Origin of the sequence: Kitasatospora sp. NPDC058190 (genome assembly GCF_042883685.1) — a bacterium.
GTDB lineage: Bacteria > Actinomycetota > Actinomycetes > Streptomycetales > Streptomycetaceae > Kitasatospora.
Genome location: NZ_JBHVVI010000014.1, coordinates 1 through 17367 on the forward strand (window position 1 = coordinate 1; position 17367 = coordinate 17367).

Consider the following 17367-nt stretch of genomic DNA (forward strand, 5'->3'; position numbering starts at 1 on the left):
CCGGACATCAGCTCGGACGCGATCCTGTGGATCATGGCCGGCTGCGGCGTGGCGGGCGTGCTGGTCGCCGGGTACTTCTTCACCTTCGGCCGCCGCGGCACCAAGGAGGACCCCATCGACCGCACCGGCCGCGAGAACTGGCGGATGCCCCCGCTGGAGACCCTGGAGAAGCCGGTGATGTCCACCGCCCGCAAGATCGGCATGGGCGCCCTGCGCGCGTACCTGCTGATCGCGATGATCATGGTCATCATCAAGATCGTCCAGACCGCCATGAACCACTGAGCCACCGATCGAAGCCCGTGCGGACGGGTGGTGGGCAGCGGCTCGCCCCCCGTCCGTGCCCTTTCCCCGCGTTCCCCGTGATTCCTCTGGAGGAGGTGCCGTCGTGCACACCCTGACCACCGTCGAGTTCCTGGTCCGGCTCACCACCGGCGTCGCCTGCGGCGCACTGATCGGCGTCGAGCGCCAGTGGCGGGCCCGGATGGCCGGCCTGCGCACCAACGCCCTGGTCGCCGCCGGCGCCACCCTGTTCGTGCTCTACAGCGAGGCGGTCGGCGACACCGGCAGCCCCACCCGGGTCGCCTCGTACGTCGTCTCCGGCATCGGCTTCCTCGGCGGTGGCGTCATCCTGCGCGACGGCGCCGGCGTGCGCGGTCTCAACACCGCCGCCACGCTCTGGTGTTCGGCCGCCGTCGGGGTGCTGGCCGCCTCCGGCAAGCTGGAGCTCGCCGGCCTCGGCACGCTCGCCGTGCTCGCCGTCCACCTGGTGCTGCGCCCGGCCGGCCGGATGCTCGACCGGGCCCCGCAGTCCGGCAGCGACCCGGACTCCACCTGCCGGGCCACCGTCCACCTGGAGTGCGACCGCAAGTCCGAGACCCACATCCGCGCGCTGCTGCTCCAGGCCCTGGCCGCCTCCGGCCTCGCCCCCACCGGCCTGCGCGCCCGCCGCACGGAACAGGGCGACGCCACCAGCCTGCGCGCCACCGTGGCGATCACCGGGCAGGTGGCCCCGGCCCTGGAGCAGGTCGTCACCCGGCTGTCGCTGGAGCCCGGAGTGCGGGACCTGCACTGGCACCTGGACGAGGAGTCGGACGAGTCCGGCAGCCCGGCGCTCGCCTGAGCGAGTAGAACGGAAGGACCGTCACGCGAACCGCCTGGGAGGCCCGATGTTGAAACACGACCCCGAGCACGGGCCGCTGGTGCCGATGCTGCTGGTGCTGACCGTGGTCACCGGGGTGGTGGACGCGATCAGCTACCTCGAACTCGGACACGTCTTCGTCGCCAACATGACCGGCAACGTGGTCTTCCTCGGCTTCGCCCTGGCCGGCGCCGCGAACCTCTCCGCCCCCGCCTCACTCGCCGCCCTCGCCGTGTTCCTGCTCGGCGCCCTGGCCGGCGGCCACCTCTCCCGGCACCTGCCCGGCCACCGCGGCCGGCTGCTGACCGCCGCGGTCGCCGCCCAGGCGGTGCTGGTCGCCGCGAGCACCGTCCTGGCAGCCGTCATCGGCCACGGCTCCGAACCCGCCCGCTACACCCTGATCGGCCTGCTCGCCCTCGCCATGGGCGGCCAGAACGCGGTGGTCCGCTCGCTCAAGATCCCCGACCTCACCACCACCGTGCTCACCATGACCATCACCGCCCTCGCCGCCGACCTCACCGGCCTGCGCCGCATCGCCTCCGTCGTCTGGATGTTCGCCGGCGCCCTGCTCGGCACGCTGCTCGTCCTCCACGCCAACGTCCCCACCGCGCTGGCCCTGGCCCTCGCCCTGCTGGTCGCGGTGGCCGTCCTCACCCACCACGCCGGCAAGCCCACCCCGGCGCCCGCCTGGACCGAACGCCGCTGAGGCCGAACGCCCTCGTGCCCCCTCGCCGAACGGTCGAGGGGGCACGAAGGCTTCGGGAGCGGGCGGTTCCTCAATCCTCGCGGCGGTGTCCGGCGCGGCCGGTCCAGAGCGGCTCGAGGCGGGCCCAGCTGGTGGTCCAGGCGGTCTCGGCGCGGCGGTCGAGGGCATGGAGGCGCAGCCGCAGCGCCAGGGTCAGCATCGCGAGGAGAGCCAGGAGGGCGCCGGCGCCGGTGCAGGCGGCGGAGACGGCGAGGGAGGCGCGGTTGGCCGGGGGAGTGGTGGGGGTGCCCGCGGGGTCGACCCAGATCGGGACGACGGTGCCGACGGCGGCCGTGCGAGGGGCCTCGACGGTACCGGTGTGCGCGGTGCCCGCAGGGTAGTTCCAGGCGGCCTGGACCTCGATCCGGCTGTTGTAGCCGTCCGCGAAGCGGCTGCCGGTGGCGGCGCCGTGGTCGGGGAGGACGGCGACCACGGCGTCCACCCGGTGCAGCCGCACCCGGTCGGCGGCGGCCTGCGGCGCCGTCGAGCGGTAGAGGAGCAGGGCACCCAGTACGGAGACGGCGACCGCCGCCAGCCCGCCGACGATCGCGAGCAGCCAGGCCCGGGCCCGGGCGCGGTCGAGCGGGCGGACCAGCGGTTCGTGCCGAGTGCCGAAGGCCCGCCGCAGCTGACGGCCGGTTCGCCGCGGGAGCGACGCGGGCCGGGCGGAGCGGGGTGTGCTGGGCACGGTGAGGACTCCTCAAGGACGCGGGGACGTACAGGGTTTCATCACCCAATCTCCACCCGACGGCCCACCGCGCACAAGAGTGGTGCCCGTTCGTCGTGCCACCGACCTCACCACCCGGGACGTTCGGCCCTCGGCAGGCGCCGTCCGCCCGGGCAGGCTGGAGTCCGGCCGCGCTCTCCGTGCCTGAGCGCGAGGCCGGCCCGGCCGGACCGTGGGGGTTCCGGGCCGTGGTGCGGAGCAGGGGGCGGTCGTGGGGGCCGCCTCCTGTCCCCGCCTGTCCGTCAGTTGACGTTTCGCCAGCTCAGCGCCGTATTCTTCGCAGCTATACACTCGGTGTATATCCCTGGTGTATGGTCTCGCCCATGAGTGTTCCTTTGACCCTCCTCGGGCTGCTGGAGCGGGAGCCGAGCCACGGCTACGACCTCAAGCGCGACTACGACGCCCTCTTCGGCCGCGGCAAGCCCCTCCCGTACGGACAGGTCTACGCGACCCTCGGCCGACTCGCCCGCGACGGCAAGGTGATGGCCGGTGAGGCCGAGCCCGGCGACGGGCCCGAGCGCAAGCGCTACGTCATCACCGACGCCGGGGCGACCGAGTTCGAGACCTGGCTCCAGGAGCCGGTCGCGCCCGAACCCAACCTGCAGTCCGTGCTGTTCACCAAGGTGGTGCTGGCCCTGATGCTGGGCCGCGACGCCGAGCAGTACCTGGACACCCAGCGTGCCGCCCACCTGCGCCGGATGCGCGAGCTCACCGAACTGCGCCGCACCGGCGCCCTGGTGGACGCCCTGCTCGCCGACCACGGCCTGTTCCACCTGGAGGCCGACCTGCGCTGGATCGACCTCACCGTCGCCCGCCTCGACGCCCTCGCCGCGGAGGTGCGCGCATGACCACGGTCATCGAAGCCCGTGACATCGCCCTCGCCTTCGGCGAGACGCCCGCGCTGCGCGGGGCGAGCCTGGCCGTCCAGGCCGGCGAGGTGCTCGCCATCATGGGCCCCAGCGGCTCGGGCAAGTCGACGTTACTGCACTGCCTGGCCGGCATCCTGGTGCCCGACGCGGGCGAGGTGCTGTTCAACGGGCAGCGCCTGGACCGCATGTCGGAGGCCCGGCGCAGCGCCCTGCGTCGGGACACGTTCGGCTTCGTCTTCCAGTTCGGCCAGCTGGTCCCGGAGTTGACGGCCGAGGAGAACGTCGCCCTGCCGCTGCTGCTGAACGGCGTACGCCGGCCCGCGGCGCTGGCCCAGGCCCGGCCCTGGTTCCCCCGGCTCGGCCTGGACGGCATGGAGACGCGCCGCTCCGGGGAACTGTCCGGCGGTCAGGCGCAACGGGTCGCCCTGGCCCGCGGCCTGGTGGCCCGTCCGCAGGTGCTGTTCGCCGACGAGCCGACCGGTGCCCTGGACTCGCTGACCGGCGAGCAGGTGATGGAGCTGATGGTCACCTCGGCGAAGGAGCAGGGCACCACCGTCATCCTGGTCACCCACGAGCCGCGGGTCGCCGCCTACGCCGACCGCGAGGCGATCGTCCGCGACGGCCGGGCCCGTACGCTCTCCGCCGGGTCGGTGGCCCCGTGATCCCCTTCTCGCTCCGGCTCGCCGTCAGCGGCGGCCGGGAGGCGGTGGCCCGGCTGCTGATGATCGCGGCGGCGGTCGCGGTCGGTGTCGGGCTGCTGCTGTCGACCTTCTCCAGCGTCAACGCGATCGACCGTGCCAACGAGCGGCAGCTCTGGATGAACACGGGCGTCAAGGGCGCGACCGCGGCCACCTCGGCGGACCCGCTCTGGTGGGGCGCCCGGGCGGACTACTACCGCGGGAAGACCGTCTTCCGGGCCGATGTCGCCCCGACCGGTCCCACCTCGCCACTGCCGCCCGGCCTGAGCCGGCTGCCCGCGCCCGGCGAGTACTACGCCTCGCCCGCACTGGAGAAGCTGCTGCGGGACACCCCGGCCGTCGAACTGGCCGACCGCTTCCCGGGGCGGCTGGTCGGCACCATCGCCGACGCCGGGTTGCCCTCCCCGGACAGCCTCGTGATGGTCGTCGGCCGCACGGTGGACGAGGTCAAGGCGCGGCCGAGGCCCACCACCGTCACGAGCATCGCCACCGCGATGCCCGCCGACTGCTCCTTCGACTGCTACGGCGCGGGCGTGCACGGCGACGCACTCCTGTTGGTGCTCACCGTGGTGGCCGCCGCGCTGATCTTCCCGGTGCTGATCTTCATCGGCACCGCGACCCGGCTGTCCGCCGCTACCCGCGAGCAGCGCTACGCCGCGATGCGCCTGGTGGGCGCGACGCCCGGCCAGGTGTCGGTGATCTCGGCGGTGGAGTCCACGGTGGCGGCGGTGATCGGCACGGCCGTCGGCTTCGGCCTGTACTTCGCGCTGAAGCCCGTGGTGGCCGACGTGCCGTTCACCGGCGACCGCTTCTTCGCCTCCGACCTGAGCCTGACCCTGCCGCAGGTGGCCGGGGTGGTGCTGGGCGTGCCGGTGGCGGCCGCGCTCGCCGCCCGGTTCGCGCTGCGCCGGGTCACCATCTCGCCGCTCGGGGTCTCCCGCCGGGTCACCCCGAAGCCGCCGAGCGCCTGGCGGCTGGCACCGCTGGTGGCCGGTCTCGCCGAGCTCGGTTACTTCGTCGGCAACCACCCGAAGACCACCAACGGGCAGTCGTTGGCGTACCTGACCGGCTTCGTGCTGGTGATGCTCGGCCTGGTGATCGCCGGTCCGTGGCTCACCATGGCGACCGCCCAGGCGGTGGCCCGGCGGACCAGCCGGCCGGCCTCGCTGATCGCGATGCGCCGTCTGTCGGACGACCCGAGGGCAGGCTTCCGCTCGGTCGCCGGCCTGGTGCTGGCGCTGTTCGTGACCACCGGAACCCTGGCCATCATGAGCACCATCAACGCCAACCAGGGCATGCTGAACGGCGCCCCCGAGGTGCGCAAGGCGATCGTGGCCACCCCGTTCGGCAACAGGGAGGACGCGGCCCCGCTGCCTTCGGTGCCCGATCGCGTGCTGGCGCAGGCCCGGGCCGTTCCCGGGTTCCGGGGGATCGCCCTGGTGCACGACAACCCGGCCGGGATCGGCGCGTACCAGCAGGGTGAGCGACGGATGGTGCCCAGCCTGGTGAGCTGCTCGGAACTCGCGCAGATCCCCGTGGTCGGCCACTGCGCACCCGGAGCCGCCGTCGCGGCGGTCGACCAGTTCCAGTTCGTCGACCTGCTGGACGCCTCCCAGCACGAGTGGCCGGCCGCGCAGATTCCCGCGGAGGAGGTGGCCAAGCTCCCGGTGCGGATGCTCTACGCGACCACCGACGGCTCCGAGGAGGCCAAGGAGCAGCTGCGGACGCTGTTCATGAAGGAGTTCCCGACCTACGAGCCGCGGTTGGCCGAGGACTGGGCCTCCGGTGGGCAGAAGAAGCTCCAGGCCTGGCGGCAGCTGGCGAACGTGGTGCTGCTGACCACCCTGCCGATCGCCGGGTGCAGCCTCGCGGTGAGCGTGGTCGCCGGACTGTCCGACCGCAGAAGGCCGTTCGCGATGCTGCGGCTGACCGGCGCACCGCTGCGGCTGCTGCGCCGGGTGGTCGGACTGGAGAGCGCGCTGCCGCTGCTGGTGGTGTCGGCGCTCGCGATCGGGACGGGCTTCGCCGCGGCGGCGATGTTCCTCAAGGCCCAGATGAGCTACGACCTGGTGTCCCCGGGCCTGGCGTACTACGGGCTGACGGGCTTCGGCCTGCTCGCCTCGCTCGCGATCATCGCCTCGACGCTGCCGCTGCTGAAGCGGATCACCGGGCCGGAGGCGGCCCGCAACGGCTGATCACGGTACGGGAGCCACCCGCCCCGACGCCTGCCCATCGGCAGGCGTCGGGGCGGCCGTACGTCATCGGCGGGCGACGGTGTAGCCGTGTGTCCGGTCCCGCCGGATGTCGTCCAGCCCGGGCAGCCAGCTGCCGAGCACCAGCGCGGACGGGTAGAACATCGGCTCCGGCAGCTCGTCCACCGCGAAGCGCTCCCAACCGGCGCACGCGTGCGGCTCGGTGACCACCGCCTCGGCCAGGCTCGGCGGCGCCAGCACGGCGGCGGTCAGCCGGGGCCGGCCGAGCTCGTGGTCCAGGTGCACGGCGAGCACCCGCATCTGCGCCGCGGGCAGCACGATGCCGGTCTCCTCGGCGAGTTCGCGGGCCGCGGTCTGCTCGAAGGACTCGCCGAGGTCGACCTTGCCGCCGGGCAGGCTCCAGGTGGGCGGTTCGCCGGCCGTGGTGCGGCGGCCGATCAGCACCCGGCCGTCCCCGGTGGGCACGATGACCCCGGCGCCGAGCAGCGGTGCGGTCGGTACGGTGCTCAACTCGCCATCTCCTTCAGCTGGTTACCAGTTTCCGCGCTCGTAGTCCTTGAGGAAGCAGCCGTACAGGTCCTCGCCCGCCTCGCCGCGCACGATCGGGTCGTACACCCGGGCCGCGCCGTCGACCAGGTCGAGCGGGGCGTGGAAGCCCTCGTCGGCGAGGCGCATCTTGTCCGGGTGCGGCCGCTCGTCGGTGATCCAGCCGGTGTCGACGGCGGTCATCAGGATGCCGTCGCTCTGGAACATCTCCTGCGCGCTGGTGCGGGTGAGCATGTTGAGCGCGGCCTTGGCCATGTTGGTGTGCGGGTGGCCGGCGCCCTTGTAGCCGCGCGAGAAGACGCCCTCCATCGCGGAGACGTTGACCACGTACTTGCGACGGGACGCGGACGCGGCCATCGCCGGGCGCAGCCGGCTGATCAGGATGAACGGCGCGGTGGAGTTGCAGAGCTGGACCTCCAGCAGCTCGACCGGGCCCACCTCCTCGACGGTCTGCACCCAGCTGTTGGTGTCCGCGAGGTCGGGCACCAGGCCGCCGGCGTCGATCGCGGTGCCGGCCTCGATCCGGGCCGGGGTGGCGGAGCCGGTGACCAGGGCGAGCGAGGTGACGTCCTCGGCGGCCAGCCGCTGCTCGCCGCCGCTCGCCTGGTGGGGGAGGGCGGGCAGGTCGACGCCGCCGCTGTTGAAGCGGCCGATGGTGGTGGCCTGCGGCAGCTCACCGGCCGGCAGCGGGGCGGACTCGGCGTTGACCAGCTCGCGGTAGGACTCCGGCGGGCGGCGGACGGTCTGCGCGGCGTTGTTGATCAGGATGTCCAGCGGGCCGTCGGCGGCGACCTCGTCGGCCAGCGCCATGACCTGGGCCGGGTCACGCAGGTCGATGCCGATGATCTTGAGGCGGTGGATCCACTCGGCGCTGTCCGGCATCGCCTTGAAGCGGCGGATCGCGTCGTTGGGGAAGCGGGTGGTGATGGTGGTGTGGGCGCCGTCGCGCAGCAGCATCAGCGCGATGTACATCCCGATCTTGGCCCGGCCGCCGGTCAGCAGCGCGCGCTTGCCGGTGAGGTCGGCCCGGGCGTCCCGGCGGGACCGGTTGAGGGCCGCGCAGGGCTGGCACAGGTTATGGTAGAAGGCGTCGACCTCGACGTACCGGCCCTTGCAGGTGTAGCAGGAGCGCGGCCGCTCCAGGATGCCGGCGATCTCGGTGGTGGTGACGGTGGTCAGGCCGAAGGCACCGGCCGTCTCGTCGTCGATCCGGGTGGGCGCGCCGGTGGCCGTCCGGGCGGTGACCTCGCGGTCGTTGGCGGTCTTGCGGGCCCGGGTCTCCTGGCGGCGGCGCTGCTTGAGGGTCCGGAATATGCCGCCGACGGCCTTGCGGACGGTGATCGCGTCCGGGTGGTCGACGTGCAGCTCGTCCAGCTCCGCGAGCACCTCCAGGCAGAGCCTCAGTCGCTCGGGGTCGAGGCCGGGACCGAAGTCGATCTCCTCCTCGGTGCCCTCGACCTGGCCATGTCCGACGTCCTGTCGTTCGACGTCCTTCTGCTCGATGCTCACGCCCGCTGCCGCTTTCCCACTCGCCTCGCCGTTACCGCGTGAATGCTACGGGAGCGGTCCTCGCCGGGGCGAAAAGCCGACGTGGGGGCCGGGGCTTGGAGGATCGTCCATGTCTACGCGCGGAGCATTGATCACGGTTTGTGCACAGCACCAGCAATGTTCCTCGAACTGGCTTTTGCCCCTGCACTGCCGGAGAATCGAATGCTGGGTGCCGGGCGCCCGAGTGCGCCCCGGCGGCATCGCCGCAACCGCACCCGAGGTGTAATTTCTCCCAGCCAGAGAGCCCATTCATGCGTTTCCTGAACGACCTCAAGCCCTCGTACGACTTGACGTACGACGACGTCTTCATGGTCCCCAGCCGTTCCGCCGTGGGCTCCCGGCAGGGCGTCGACCTCTCCTCGAACGACGGCACCGGCACCACCATCCCGCTGGTCGTCGCCAACATGACCGCCATCGCCGGCCGCCGGATGGCCGAGACCGTCGCGCGCCGCGGCGGCCTGGTCGCCATCCCGCAGGACATCCCGACCGAGGTCATCGCCGAGGTCATCTCCTGGGTCAAGCAGCGCCACCTGGTGGTCGACACCCCGATCACCCTCGCCCCCGGCGCCACCGTCGCCGAGGCGCTCTCCCTGCTGCCCAAGCGCGCGCACGGCGCCCTCGTGGTGGTCGAGGACGGCAAGCCGGTCGGCGTCGTCACCGAGTCCGACTGCCAGGGCGTGGACCGCTTCACCAGCCTCGCCGACATCATGTCCCGCGAGCTGCTGCTGCTGGACGAGGACATCGACCCGCGCGCCGCCTTCGACAAGCTCTCCGAGGCGCACCGCAAGCTCGCCCCGGTGGTCGACGCCGAGGGCCACCTGGTCGGCATCCTCACCCGCAAGGGCGCGCTGCGCGCCACCCTGTACACCCCGGCCGTGGACGCGAACGGCAAGCTGCGGATCGCCGCGACCGTCGGCATCAACGGCGACGTCGCGGGCAAGGCCAAGGCCCTGATCGAGGCCGGGGCCGACGTGCTGGTGGTCGACACCGCGCACGGCCACCAGGAGAGCATGATCAGCGCGCTGCGCGCGGTGCGCGGCCTGGACCCGCAGATCCCGATCGTGGCCGGCAACGTGGTCTCCGCCGCCGGTGTCCGCGACCTGGTCGAGGCGGGCGCCGACATCCTCAAGGTCGGCGTCGGCCCGGGCGCCATGTGCACCACCCGGATGATGACCGGTGTCGGCCGCCCGCAGTTCTCCGCCGTCCTGGAGTGCGCCGCCGAGGCCCGCCGGCTCGGCAAGCACGTCTGGGCCGACGGCGGCGTGCGCCACCCGCGCGACGTCGCCATGGCGCTGGCCGCCGGTGCCTCCAACGTGATGATCGGCTCCTGGTTCGCCGGCACCTACGAGTCCCCGGGGGACCTGCAGACCGCCGCCGACGGCCGCCAGTACAAGGAGAGCTTCGGCATGGCCTCGGCCCGTGCGGTCAGCAACCGCACCGCCCAGGACTCCACCTACGACCGGGCCCGCAAGGCGCTGTTCGAGGAGGGCATCTCGCACTCCCGGATGTTCCTCGACCCGGCCCGCCCGGGCGTCGAGGACCTGATCGACTCGATCGTCGCCGGTGTGCGCAGCTCCTGCACCTACGCGGGCGCCAACACCCTGGAGGAGTTCCACGAGAAGGCGATCGTGGGCATCCAGAGCGCGGCCGGCTACGCCGAGGGCAAGCCGCTGCACTCCAGCTGGGCCTGATCGGGCCGGGGCTGGTCGGGCCGGGCGTGCCCGGCCCGGTCCTGCCCGCCCGCGTCCGTACCGTCGGCCGTCCGGTTCCTCGCCTCGGGGAGCCGGGCGGCCGCGGCCGTTTCGGGCGCGTCCTGCCGCTGGCCGGGCCCGTCGTGTCCGTCGTGTCCGTCGTGTCCGGCGGGCCCGACGTGTTCTTGGCCCCGGCCGCCTTGTCCGTCCCGGCCGTGGTGCGGTCCGAGCGGGATCAGTAGGGCGCGGCCGAGCAGCCCGACCGAGCCGTCCAGCTCGGCGGCGAAGGCCCGGGCGGCGCCCGGCAGCCGGCGCAGCTCCCACAGTGCCTGCACGGCCGCCCAGGCCCCCTCGCGGGCGGCGTCGACCGACCAGGTGCCGAGCAGGTGGGTGAGTGGCTCGGCCTGCTCCAGCAGGTCGGGCCCGGGCATCAGCCGTTCGCGCACGGCCGTCTCCACCTCGGCCAGCACCCCGTTGATCCGGTGGTAGTCCGCCTCGACTCCGGCCGGATCGCAGCCACGGCGCAGGCAGAGGTCGACCACGGCCAGCGGCAGGTCGTGCTGGATGTGGGCGTTCATCCCCGCCAGCGCGAACTGCAGCGGGTGCACGCCCGGGTGGGCGCGCAGCGCGAACAGCGGCCGCCAGCAGGCGGGCGGCTCCTGCCCGGCCGCGTCGGCGGCCACAGCCAGCAGGTACCGCCCGGCGAACACCACGTCCAGCTCGGCCATCGCCGCAGGGTCGGCGAAGTACCCGCCGACGAGCCGGCCGCGCACCGCCTCCGTCACTGTGTTGAAGACCGCCACCCCGTCCGCCGGGGGCAGCTCTGCCGCGATCTCCCGCAGTCGGCCGACCACCTCCTCGACCGTGACCGGCCTGCGGGCCGTCGCCGTACGGGCCGTCGCTGTGCGGGTCATGTGCCACCCTCCGAGGCCGGTCGTGCACTGATCGCATCGTGGCAGTGTGGAGGGTGTCCGGTGGGCGCGAACACGCGTCCGTCGACGTGGCGTCACACGATCAGGCCGCCCCGCCCTGGAATGACGTCGAGGCATGCGGCTGTTACGGAGCTTCACGACCGCGGTCCGGACCGCGATCCAGCGGCTGGAGGCGACCCAGCCCATCCTGTGACGGACGGCCCGCCGGCCGCGCGCCCCGCAACCGGCGTCAGCCCAGCTCGTACGCCAGCACGTAGGTGTGGGCGCCGGACTCGTCGACGGCCAGCTGGAACTCCCCGGTGATCCCGGCCAGCTCGCCCGTCCCGGTGCCCGGCACCACGCGTATCGTCACCCCGGTGGTGTCCCAGGCCGCGTGCTGGAGCACGAACGAGCCCTTGCGCCCGTCCAGTTCACCCGTCACGTGCTCCACCGCGACGTACGAGGCCGGGCCGCCCGAGGCGTCGCCGACGGACAGCATCCGCACCTCGCTCCGCCCGCTCAGGCCGCCCGTGAAGGTCTTGGCGATGCTGACCCGCCCGAAGGAGGCGCCCTCGCGCTCCTCCGTCTCCACCGGCTCGAAAGCGGTCAGCTCGAACGACCCGCTCGCCTTGGTACCCACGGCACGCTCCCCTCGTCGGTCGTCTCCCCGGCCGGCACCCGCCGACCGAGCGGCCGGGCACGCCCCGACCGTGCGTGAAGCCTCGCACACACCACTGACACTCGGCCCTGCGTCGCCGTCAGTACTCCCAGCGCAGCGCCAGCACCGCCGCGTCGTCTTCCAGCCCGGCGTCCCCGACCCAGCCGTCGACGTCCGCGAGCAGGTCGTCCAGCAGGTCCGCGGGGTTCCCCGCGGGCAGGTCGGGCAGACGTTCCGCCAGCGGGTAGAACCGGCCCTCGGCGTCCCGGGCCTCGGACACGCCGTCAGTGTGCAGGAGCAGCAGGTCGCCGGGCCGCGGCTCGAAGCGGCCCGCCGGGTAGCCGCCGCCGGTCAGCCCGAGCAGGCCCAGCGGCGGCGCGGGGAACGGCGGCTCCAGCTCGCTCACCCTGCCCGCGCGGCGCAGCAGCGGGTGCGGATGGCCGCAGTTCACGATCGTCACCGGCCCCCGGTCCGGCGCCACGTCCAGCAGCAGCGCGGTGGCGAACCGCCCGTCCTCCGACCGCGCGGCGAGCGCCGCGTCCAGCCGCTCCGCCAGTCGGGCGAGGTCGGGATCGGTCCGCGCCGCCTCCCGGAACACGCCCAGCACGTCCGCCGCCGTCTCCACCGCCGGCAGCCCGTGCCCCTGCACGTCGCCGAGCAGGATCCGCACGCCGGAGCGGGTCTCGACGACGGCGTACACGTCCCCGCCGATCCGCGCCTCGGCCGCCGCCGCGACGTACCGCACGGCCACCCGCAGCCGCCCGATCCGCTCCGGCGGCGGGCGCAGCAGGGCCCGCTGCGCCGCCTCGGCCACCGTCCGGACCCGGGACAGCTCCCGTTCCCGGGCCGCCACCAGGACGACGTTGGCGGCGCTGGCCAACGTCGCGGCGAGCACCGTGATCAGCGCGGTGACGTGCACCTCGGTCGGCAGATCGGTGTTGGTGGCCTCCAGCAGCCCGACCGCGAGGATGGCGATCGCCCCGGCGATCAGCGGCACCCGGGCCGCCCGGGTGGTCGCTCCGGCCAGCACCGGCGCCACCGCGAGGACGGGGGAGAGCGTCGTGCCGGGGCCGGTCGCCAGGTCGGCGACGATGGCGCCGACCAGCAGCGCGAAGGAGCCGTACAGCAGCAACCGGGTGCGTCGCGGCAGGTGCAGCGGCGGCACACCGGCCGGGCCGTCGTCGGCGGTCACACGTCCTCCAGGGCTGAGCGGCAGAGCGGGTCTACGGTCCACTCTGCTCCGCGCCCCCCGCGGACGGCACCTCGGACGAGGACGGCCGGGCGTACCCGACTAGGCTGGGCCGCGAGATGAGACGCAAGAGCCGCCGCCCGGCCTCCCCCCTCCCGCAGCGCAACGGCGTGGATCCGGTGCACCTGCGGCTCCCGGCCGAGGGTCCCTGGCCGACCGTTCGCGCCCACCTGGTCGAGCGACTGCCCACCGTGGCTGCCGAGCGGATCGACGCGGCGTTGCACGGGCGGGAGATCGTCGGCGAGGACGGGCCGGTCGCGCCCGACGCGCCGTTCCGGCCCGGCGCGCACCTGTGGTTCTACCGGGACCTGCCGGACGAGGTCCGCGTCCCGTTCGAGCTGGAGGTGCTGCACCGGGACGAGCACCTGGTCGTCGTCGACAAGCCGCACTTCCTGGCCACCACCCCGCGCGGCCGGCACGTCGTCGAGACGGCGCTCTCCCGGCTGCGGCACACCCTCGACCTGCCCGCGCTCAGCCCCGCCCACCGGCTCGACCGGCTCACCGCCGGCCTGGCCATGTTCGTGGTCCGGCCGGAGGACCGGGGCGCCTACCAGACGCTCTTCCGCGACCGGCTGGTCCGCAAGGAGTACCAGGCCGTCGCCCCGTACGACCCGGCGCTGAGCCTGCCGCGCACCGTCCGCAGCCACATCGTCAAGGAACGGGGCGTGATCGCCGCCCGCGAGGTCGACGCCCCGCCGAACAGCGAGAGCGAGATCGACCTGCTCGACCGCCGTGACGGCCTCGCCCGCTACCGCCTCCGCCCGCTCAGCGGACGCACCCACCAGCTGCGACTGCACATGTGCGGGCTCGGCGTGCCGATCCTCGGCGACCCGGTCTACCCGGTGGTGCTGCCCGAACCGGCCCCGGACGACTTCCGCCGGCCGCTCCAACTCCTCTCCTCCGTCGTCGAGTTCACCGACCCGCTGACCGGCCGCGCGCGCCGCTTCGAGAGCCGCCGCACCCTGGCCGCCTGGACCGACCCCGAGGGCTGGGCCCTCGGCGCCCCCTCGGACAGGTCCTAGGTCCGGCGGACGACGGGGCCCGGCCCGGTGGCCGATCCGCCGCACGGCCGCCCTCGCGGCGCGATCGCGGGGGCGTGAACGCAGCGCTGCCCACCGCCCCGCACTCCTCGGGGTCTCGCGGGCCCCCGGTACCCGCGAGACTGGCTCACCACCGTGATCACGGACGGTTGAACGCCAGGATTCCCGACAGGGTCAGTCCCGGGCGGCGACGTGGTGCCTGTGGTGGTGCCGATGGTGCCGATGGTGCCGCCGCCGTGGCCGCCGACCGGTTCCGGACGCCGACGATCCGGACCGGTGGGCTCCGGACATCGAGTCTTCCGAGGAGTCGGACGAGCCGGCGAAGGCCTCGTTCGACTCCTTGCCGCTGCCTTCCGATCCCGCGGGCAGCACGTCGATCCGGCCCATCTGGCCGTGCGAGGAGTGCACCCCGTGGTGGCAGTGGTAGACGTACTGGCCCGGATAGTCGCCCCAGGTCATGGCGATCCGGACGCTCTGGCCCGGGTAGATCGGGACGGTGTCCTTCAGCCCGGCCTCGGCCGGGCCGACCGGCTCCCCGTCACGGTCCAGCACGCGGAACCGCACCAGATGGGTGTGGAAGGAGTGGGGGGCGTGGAAGACCCCGGCCGGCCGCCGGGTGAGGTGGTTGTGGATCGTCCAGATCTCGCTGGTGCCGAGGGTGGTCCGCACGTCGGTCCGGTCCGGGTCGTACTTGCGCCCGTTGATCCTGGTGTCCGGGAAGGTCGTCAGCCAGAACTCCCGGTGCACCGTTGCCTCCGGGATCGGCGGCAGGGTGGCCAGGACGTCCGGTATCCGGCTACGGTCCTCGGCCGTCCGGGTGATGTCGAAGCGCAGCACCTCGGACCGCTCGGTCTCCAGCGCGGCCGTGTTCTCCAGCACCACCGATTCGCCGACCGGGAAGCGGGCGAAGTCGACCACGATCTCGGCGCGTTCCGCGCCGGCCAGGGTCAGTTCGTCCAGCTTCACCGGCTTGGCGAGCAGTCCGCCGTCGGAGGCTATCTGGGTGAACGGCTCGCCGTCGGCGAAGCGCAGCGATATGTGGCGGTTGGGCGAGACGTTGAAGACCCGCAGTCGGTACTTGCGCGCCGCCACCTCGAAGTAGGGCCGCTCCTTGCCGTTGACCAGCATGTGCGGGCACTCGTACGGGTCGGTGTAGACCAGCCTGCCGTCCGTCTCGATCCGGGCGTCCCGGATCAGCAGCGGGATGTCGAACTCGCCGCTCGGCAGCGGCAGGCCGCTCTCGTGCGGGTCGCTGAGCAGGTAGGCGCCGGCCAGGCCGCGGTAGACGTTCTCGGCCTCCAGCTGGTGCGCGTGGTCGTGGTACCAGAGTGAGGCGGCCACCTGTTGGTTGGGGTAGCGGTACTCGCGGGTCTCGCCGGGCTCGACGAGGTCCATCGGCAGGCCGTCGTACTTCGACTGGACATGGCCGCCGTGCAGGTGGACGGAGGTGTGCACGCTCAGGTCGTTGGTCTGCTGGACCACCACCTCACGACCCTTGACCGCCCGGATGGTCGGACCCGGGAAGCAGCCGCCGTAGGTCCGGACGGTGGTCTTCAGCCCTTTGACGATCTCCACCTCGGTCTCGGCCATCCGGAGCTTGTACAGGTCCGAGGAATCCGTCCGCGACGCCGGACTCAGCACCGGGGGCACCGGCATGGCGTGTGCGAAGGGGACGATCCGGGCGGCCCGCCGCCTGGTCTCCGAGCCGGTATGAGCGACCGGCAGTGCGGCTGGCGCGCTCTGGGCCAGGCTTGGTGTGAGGCCCCATGGGAAGAGGGCCACTGGGCCGCCTATGGTGGCGGCCCTGAGGAGGTCTCGTCGGTTCAGCATCCTCGGTCTCTCTGTCCGGGACCCGGCGGTCGGTGTGCCGCCGGGCAGATGGTTGCCGGCCGTGGTCGCCGGCCGCCCCGCCCAGAGGCTGCCGCGCACAAGACGGTGCGCGGGCCTGGCGGTGGCTGACCGTGCGGCTCGCGCCGCGCTTGGTAACCGCCCCGCTGGCTCAGTATCAGCGGGGTTCGCGCGCTCTGCATCGCGACCGCATCCGCGCGTGGCCCCGGCATCCCGGGGTGGCCGGTATTCCGAGACGTCCGGCGGCCACGTCGTGCGGGCGCGAGCGCCTGGTGCGCGCCGGTGGCGTGCGGCCGCGCCCGTCGTGCCCGACACTCGCCGGGCACGACGGGGGAAGGCCGGGTGGCTGCGCCGGTCATTCAGGTGGTGGCCGGCACGACATTGGTGGCGGCGACCGCGCGGTGGACCGTTCTGGCCAGGTCCACGGCATTGCCCTGGGCCCAGATGTGGGTGAAGAAGAGGCGCGGTTCGTCCGTCAGGCCGTGGTTGTGGAGTTCGACGAGTTCGATGCCGCCCTGCCGCAATATCCCGATCACTTCCTGGACCTCGCCGGCGACCATGGCGAGGTCGCCGCTGAGCGCGGCCCGCCCCCCGCCGAGCGGCTGGAAGTTGAAGGCCGAGGTCGCGCCCAGGCCGGGTGGCAGGACGTGCCCTTCGTCGACGAGGGTCTCGCGGCGGACGAAGACGCACGCGTGGACGTCCTCGCCGCTGTTGCCCTGGGCCCCCAGCGCGGCGTCGATGCCGGCAGTGTCCAGATCGAGGGGCCGCAGCGGTCTGGCCGGGCGCGGTGCCGGAGTGCCGGTGCGGTCGAGCGCGGCCCGCAGCCCGCGGGCCAGCGCCCTGCCGTCCTTCCCGTGGGCGCAGACGTGGGTCCACCAGACGTCCGGCGACTGCGCCGGGAGGTGTTTGTGGATGGCGGTCAGGGCGATCCCCTGAGCCCGGAGGGCGTCGGTGAACGCCGGCAGCTCGTCCGCGGTCACCACCAGATCGCCCATCATCAGGATGCTGCCGTCGTCGTACCGGGCGAAGGAGGCGTGCGAGCCCAGCGCGAGCCCGGGGGTGATGTCGATGCCGCGGCTGACCACGCGCAGGTCGTGCCGCGGGAAGGGCGTGTGGTGGTAGGTCCTGCGGATGAGGTTGCCCGGGCGGCCGAGGGTGTGCGCGACGTCGCCCCAGTCCGCCTCGCGGGTGCTCACCGGGATGGGGGCGGGCCCCATGCCGCCGTGATCATGGGCCGCGACCGGTCTCGTGCCGCCGGGATCACGGGCCGCGGCCGTCCCCGTCGTCGCATCCCCCGCCAGGCCGACGAGTACTGGCATCAGCCCGGCCGCCGTCAGCAGTGGTCGTCGCGCTACAGCGGGGGGAACAGGGTTCCCGGGGGTTGCGTCTTCGGTTTTCACAGGTACCTCCAGGGCCCGGGGCGAGTACGGGAGCCGGTCCCCGCGTGGTGGCCACGGCGGCGCCCGGGTGACGGCTCCCGTCTGGA

General features: G+C 73.4%; 15 protein-coding genes and 1 pseudogene. 8 read left to right on the plus strand and 8 right to left on the minus strand.

Going from position 1 to position 17367, the window contains the following annotated elements:
- From ACFVWU_RS08925 to ACFVWU_RS08935, 3 genes and pseudogenes are all read left to right on the plus strand, one after another.
- Positions 1–282: pseudogene (locus tag ACFVWU_RS08925) on the plus strand (manganese transporter); the annotation flags it as partial.
- 103 nt (positions 283–385) lie between these two features.
- Positions 386–1120 carry an MgtC/SapB family protein gene (locus tag ACFVWU_RS08930; protein WP_387617274.1) on the plus strand — a complete coding sequence of 245 codons (735 nt, stop codon included), beginning with the start codon at positions 386–388 and terminating at the stop codon, positions 1118–1120.
- Positions 1121–1166: 46 nt separating this feature from the next.
- On the plus strand, positions 1167–1844 hold the full coding sequence (locus ACFVWU_RS08935; RefSeq protein WP_387617276.1) for a YoaK family protein: 678 nt from the start codon (positions 1167–1169) through the stop codon (positions 1842–1844).
- Positions 1845–1914: 70 nt separating this feature from the next.
- On the opposite strand, the gene ACFVWU_RS08940 is transcribed toward ACFVWU_RS08935, so the two are convergent.
- On the minus strand, positions 1915–2571 hold the full coding sequence (locus ACFVWU_RS08940; RefSeq protein WP_387617278.1) for a hypothetical protein: 657 nt from the start codon (positions 2569–2571) through the stop codon (positions 1915–1917).
- A 362-nt stretch (positions 2572–2933) separates the two neighbouring features.
- Between ACFVWU_RS08940 and ACFVWU_RS08945 the strand changes: the two genes are divergently transcribed.
- From ACFVWU_RS08945 to ACFVWU_RS08955, 3 genes are read left to right on the plus strand one after another with little or no spacing between them, the layout of a single operon-like run.
- The gene (locus tag ACFVWU_RS08945) at positions 2934–3458 is read left to right on the plus strand and encodes a PadR family transcriptional regulator (RefSeq protein WP_380611276.1); all 525 of its coding nucleotides are present in this window, start codon (positions 2934–2936) and stop codon (positions 3456–3458) included.
- The gene (locus ACFVWU_RS08950) at positions 3455–4141 is read left to right on the plus strand and encodes an ABC transporter ATP-binding protein (protein ID WP_387617280.1); all 687 of its coding nucleotides are present in this window, start codon (positions 3455–3457) and stop codon (positions 4139–4141) included. Before ACFVWU_RS08945 ends, ACFVWU_RS08950 begins: the two co-directional genes overlap by 4 nt.
- Positions 4138–6372 carry an FtsX-like permease family protein gene (locus tag ACFVWU_RS08955; protein WP_387617282.1) on the plus strand — a complete coding sequence of 745 codons (2235 nt, stop codon included), beginning with the start codon at positions 4138–4140 and terminating at the stop codon, positions 6370–6372. The genes ACFVWU_RS08950 and ACFVWU_RS08955 overlap by 4 nt, the downstream gene beginning before the upstream one ends.
- Before the next feature lie 63 nt (positions 6373–6435).
- Here ACFVWU_RS08955 and ACFVWU_RS08960 read toward each other — a convergent pair whose 3' ends face one another.
- Entirely contained in the window at positions 6436–6900 is a 465-nt protein-coding gene (locus ACFVWU_RS08960) for an NUDIX hydrolase (RefSeq protein WP_387617284.1), read from the minus strand.
- 21 nt (positions 6901–6921) lie between these two features.
- Positions 6922–8373, minus strand: a complete 1452-nt coding sequence (locus ACFVWU_RS08965; protein ID WP_387617488.1) for an SDR family NAD(P)-dependent oxidoreductase — start codon at positions 8371–8373, stop codon at positions 6922–6924.
- A gap of 362 nt (positions 8374–8735) precedes the next feature.
- Between ACFVWU_RS08965 and ACFVWU_RS08970 the strand changes: the two genes are divergently transcribed.
- Entirely contained in the window at positions 8736–10175 is a 1440-nt protein-coding gene (locus ACFVWU_RS08970) for a GuaB1 family IMP dehydrogenase-related protein (protein ID WP_387617286.1), read from the plus strand.
- Here ACFVWU_RS08970 and ACFVWU_RS08975 read toward each other — a convergent pair.
- The 3 genes from ACFVWU_RS08975 to ACFVWU_RS08985 all read right to left on the minus strand — a co-directional run bounded on the left by ACFVWU_RS08975 (position 10136) and on the right by ACFVWU_RS08985 (position 12936).
- Positions 10136–11089, minus strand: coding sequence for a DUF5995 family protein (locus ACFVWU_RS08975; RefSeq protein ID WP_387617288.1), 954 nt, complete (start codon positions 11087–11089; stop codon positions 10136–10138). The two genes, ACFVWU_RS08970 and ACFVWU_RS08975, sit on opposite strands and share 40 nt — an antisense overlap.
- Positions 11090–11336: 247 nt before the next feature.
- A complete protein-coding gene (locus ACFVWU_RS08980; RefSeq protein WP_387617290.1) occupies positions 11337–11726 on the minus strand; it encodes a DUF3224 domain-containing protein in 390 nt (129 codons plus the stop codon).
- 118 nt (positions 11727–11844) lie between these two features.
- Positions 11845–12936 (minus strand): PP2C family protein-serine/threonine phosphatase, encoded by a 1092-nt coding sequence (locus ACFVWU_RS08985; RefSeq protein ID WP_387617292.1) that lies wholly within the window; start codon positions 12934–12936, stop codon positions 11845–11847.
- A gap of 116 nt (positions 12937–13052) precedes the next feature.
- On the opposite strand from ACFVWU_RS08985, the gene ACFVWU_RS08990 reads away from it, so the two are divergent.
- Positions 13053–14015, plus strand: a complete 963-nt coding sequence (locus ACFVWU_RS08990; protein WP_387617294.1) for a pseudouridine synthase — start codon at positions 13053–13055, stop codon at positions 14013–14015.
- A 192-nt stretch (positions 14016–14207) separates the two neighbouring features.
- Here ACFVWU_RS08990 and ACFVWU_RS08995 read toward each other — a convergent pair whose 3' ends face one another.
- On the minus strand, positions 14208–15623 hold the full coding sequence (locus tag ACFVWU_RS08995) for a multicopper oxidase family protein (RefSeq protein ID WP_387617296.1): 1416 nt from the start codon (positions 15621–15623) through the stop codon (positions 14208–14210).
- 617 nt (positions 15624–16240) lie between these two features.
- The gene (locus tag ACFVWU_RS09000; RefSeq protein WP_387617298.1) at positions 16241–17098 is read right to left on the minus strand and encodes a DUF1259 domain-containing protein; all 858 of its coding nucleotides are present in this window, start codon (positions 17096–17098) and stop codon (positions 16241–16243) included.
- Positions 17099–17367 lie beyond the last annotated feature (269 nt).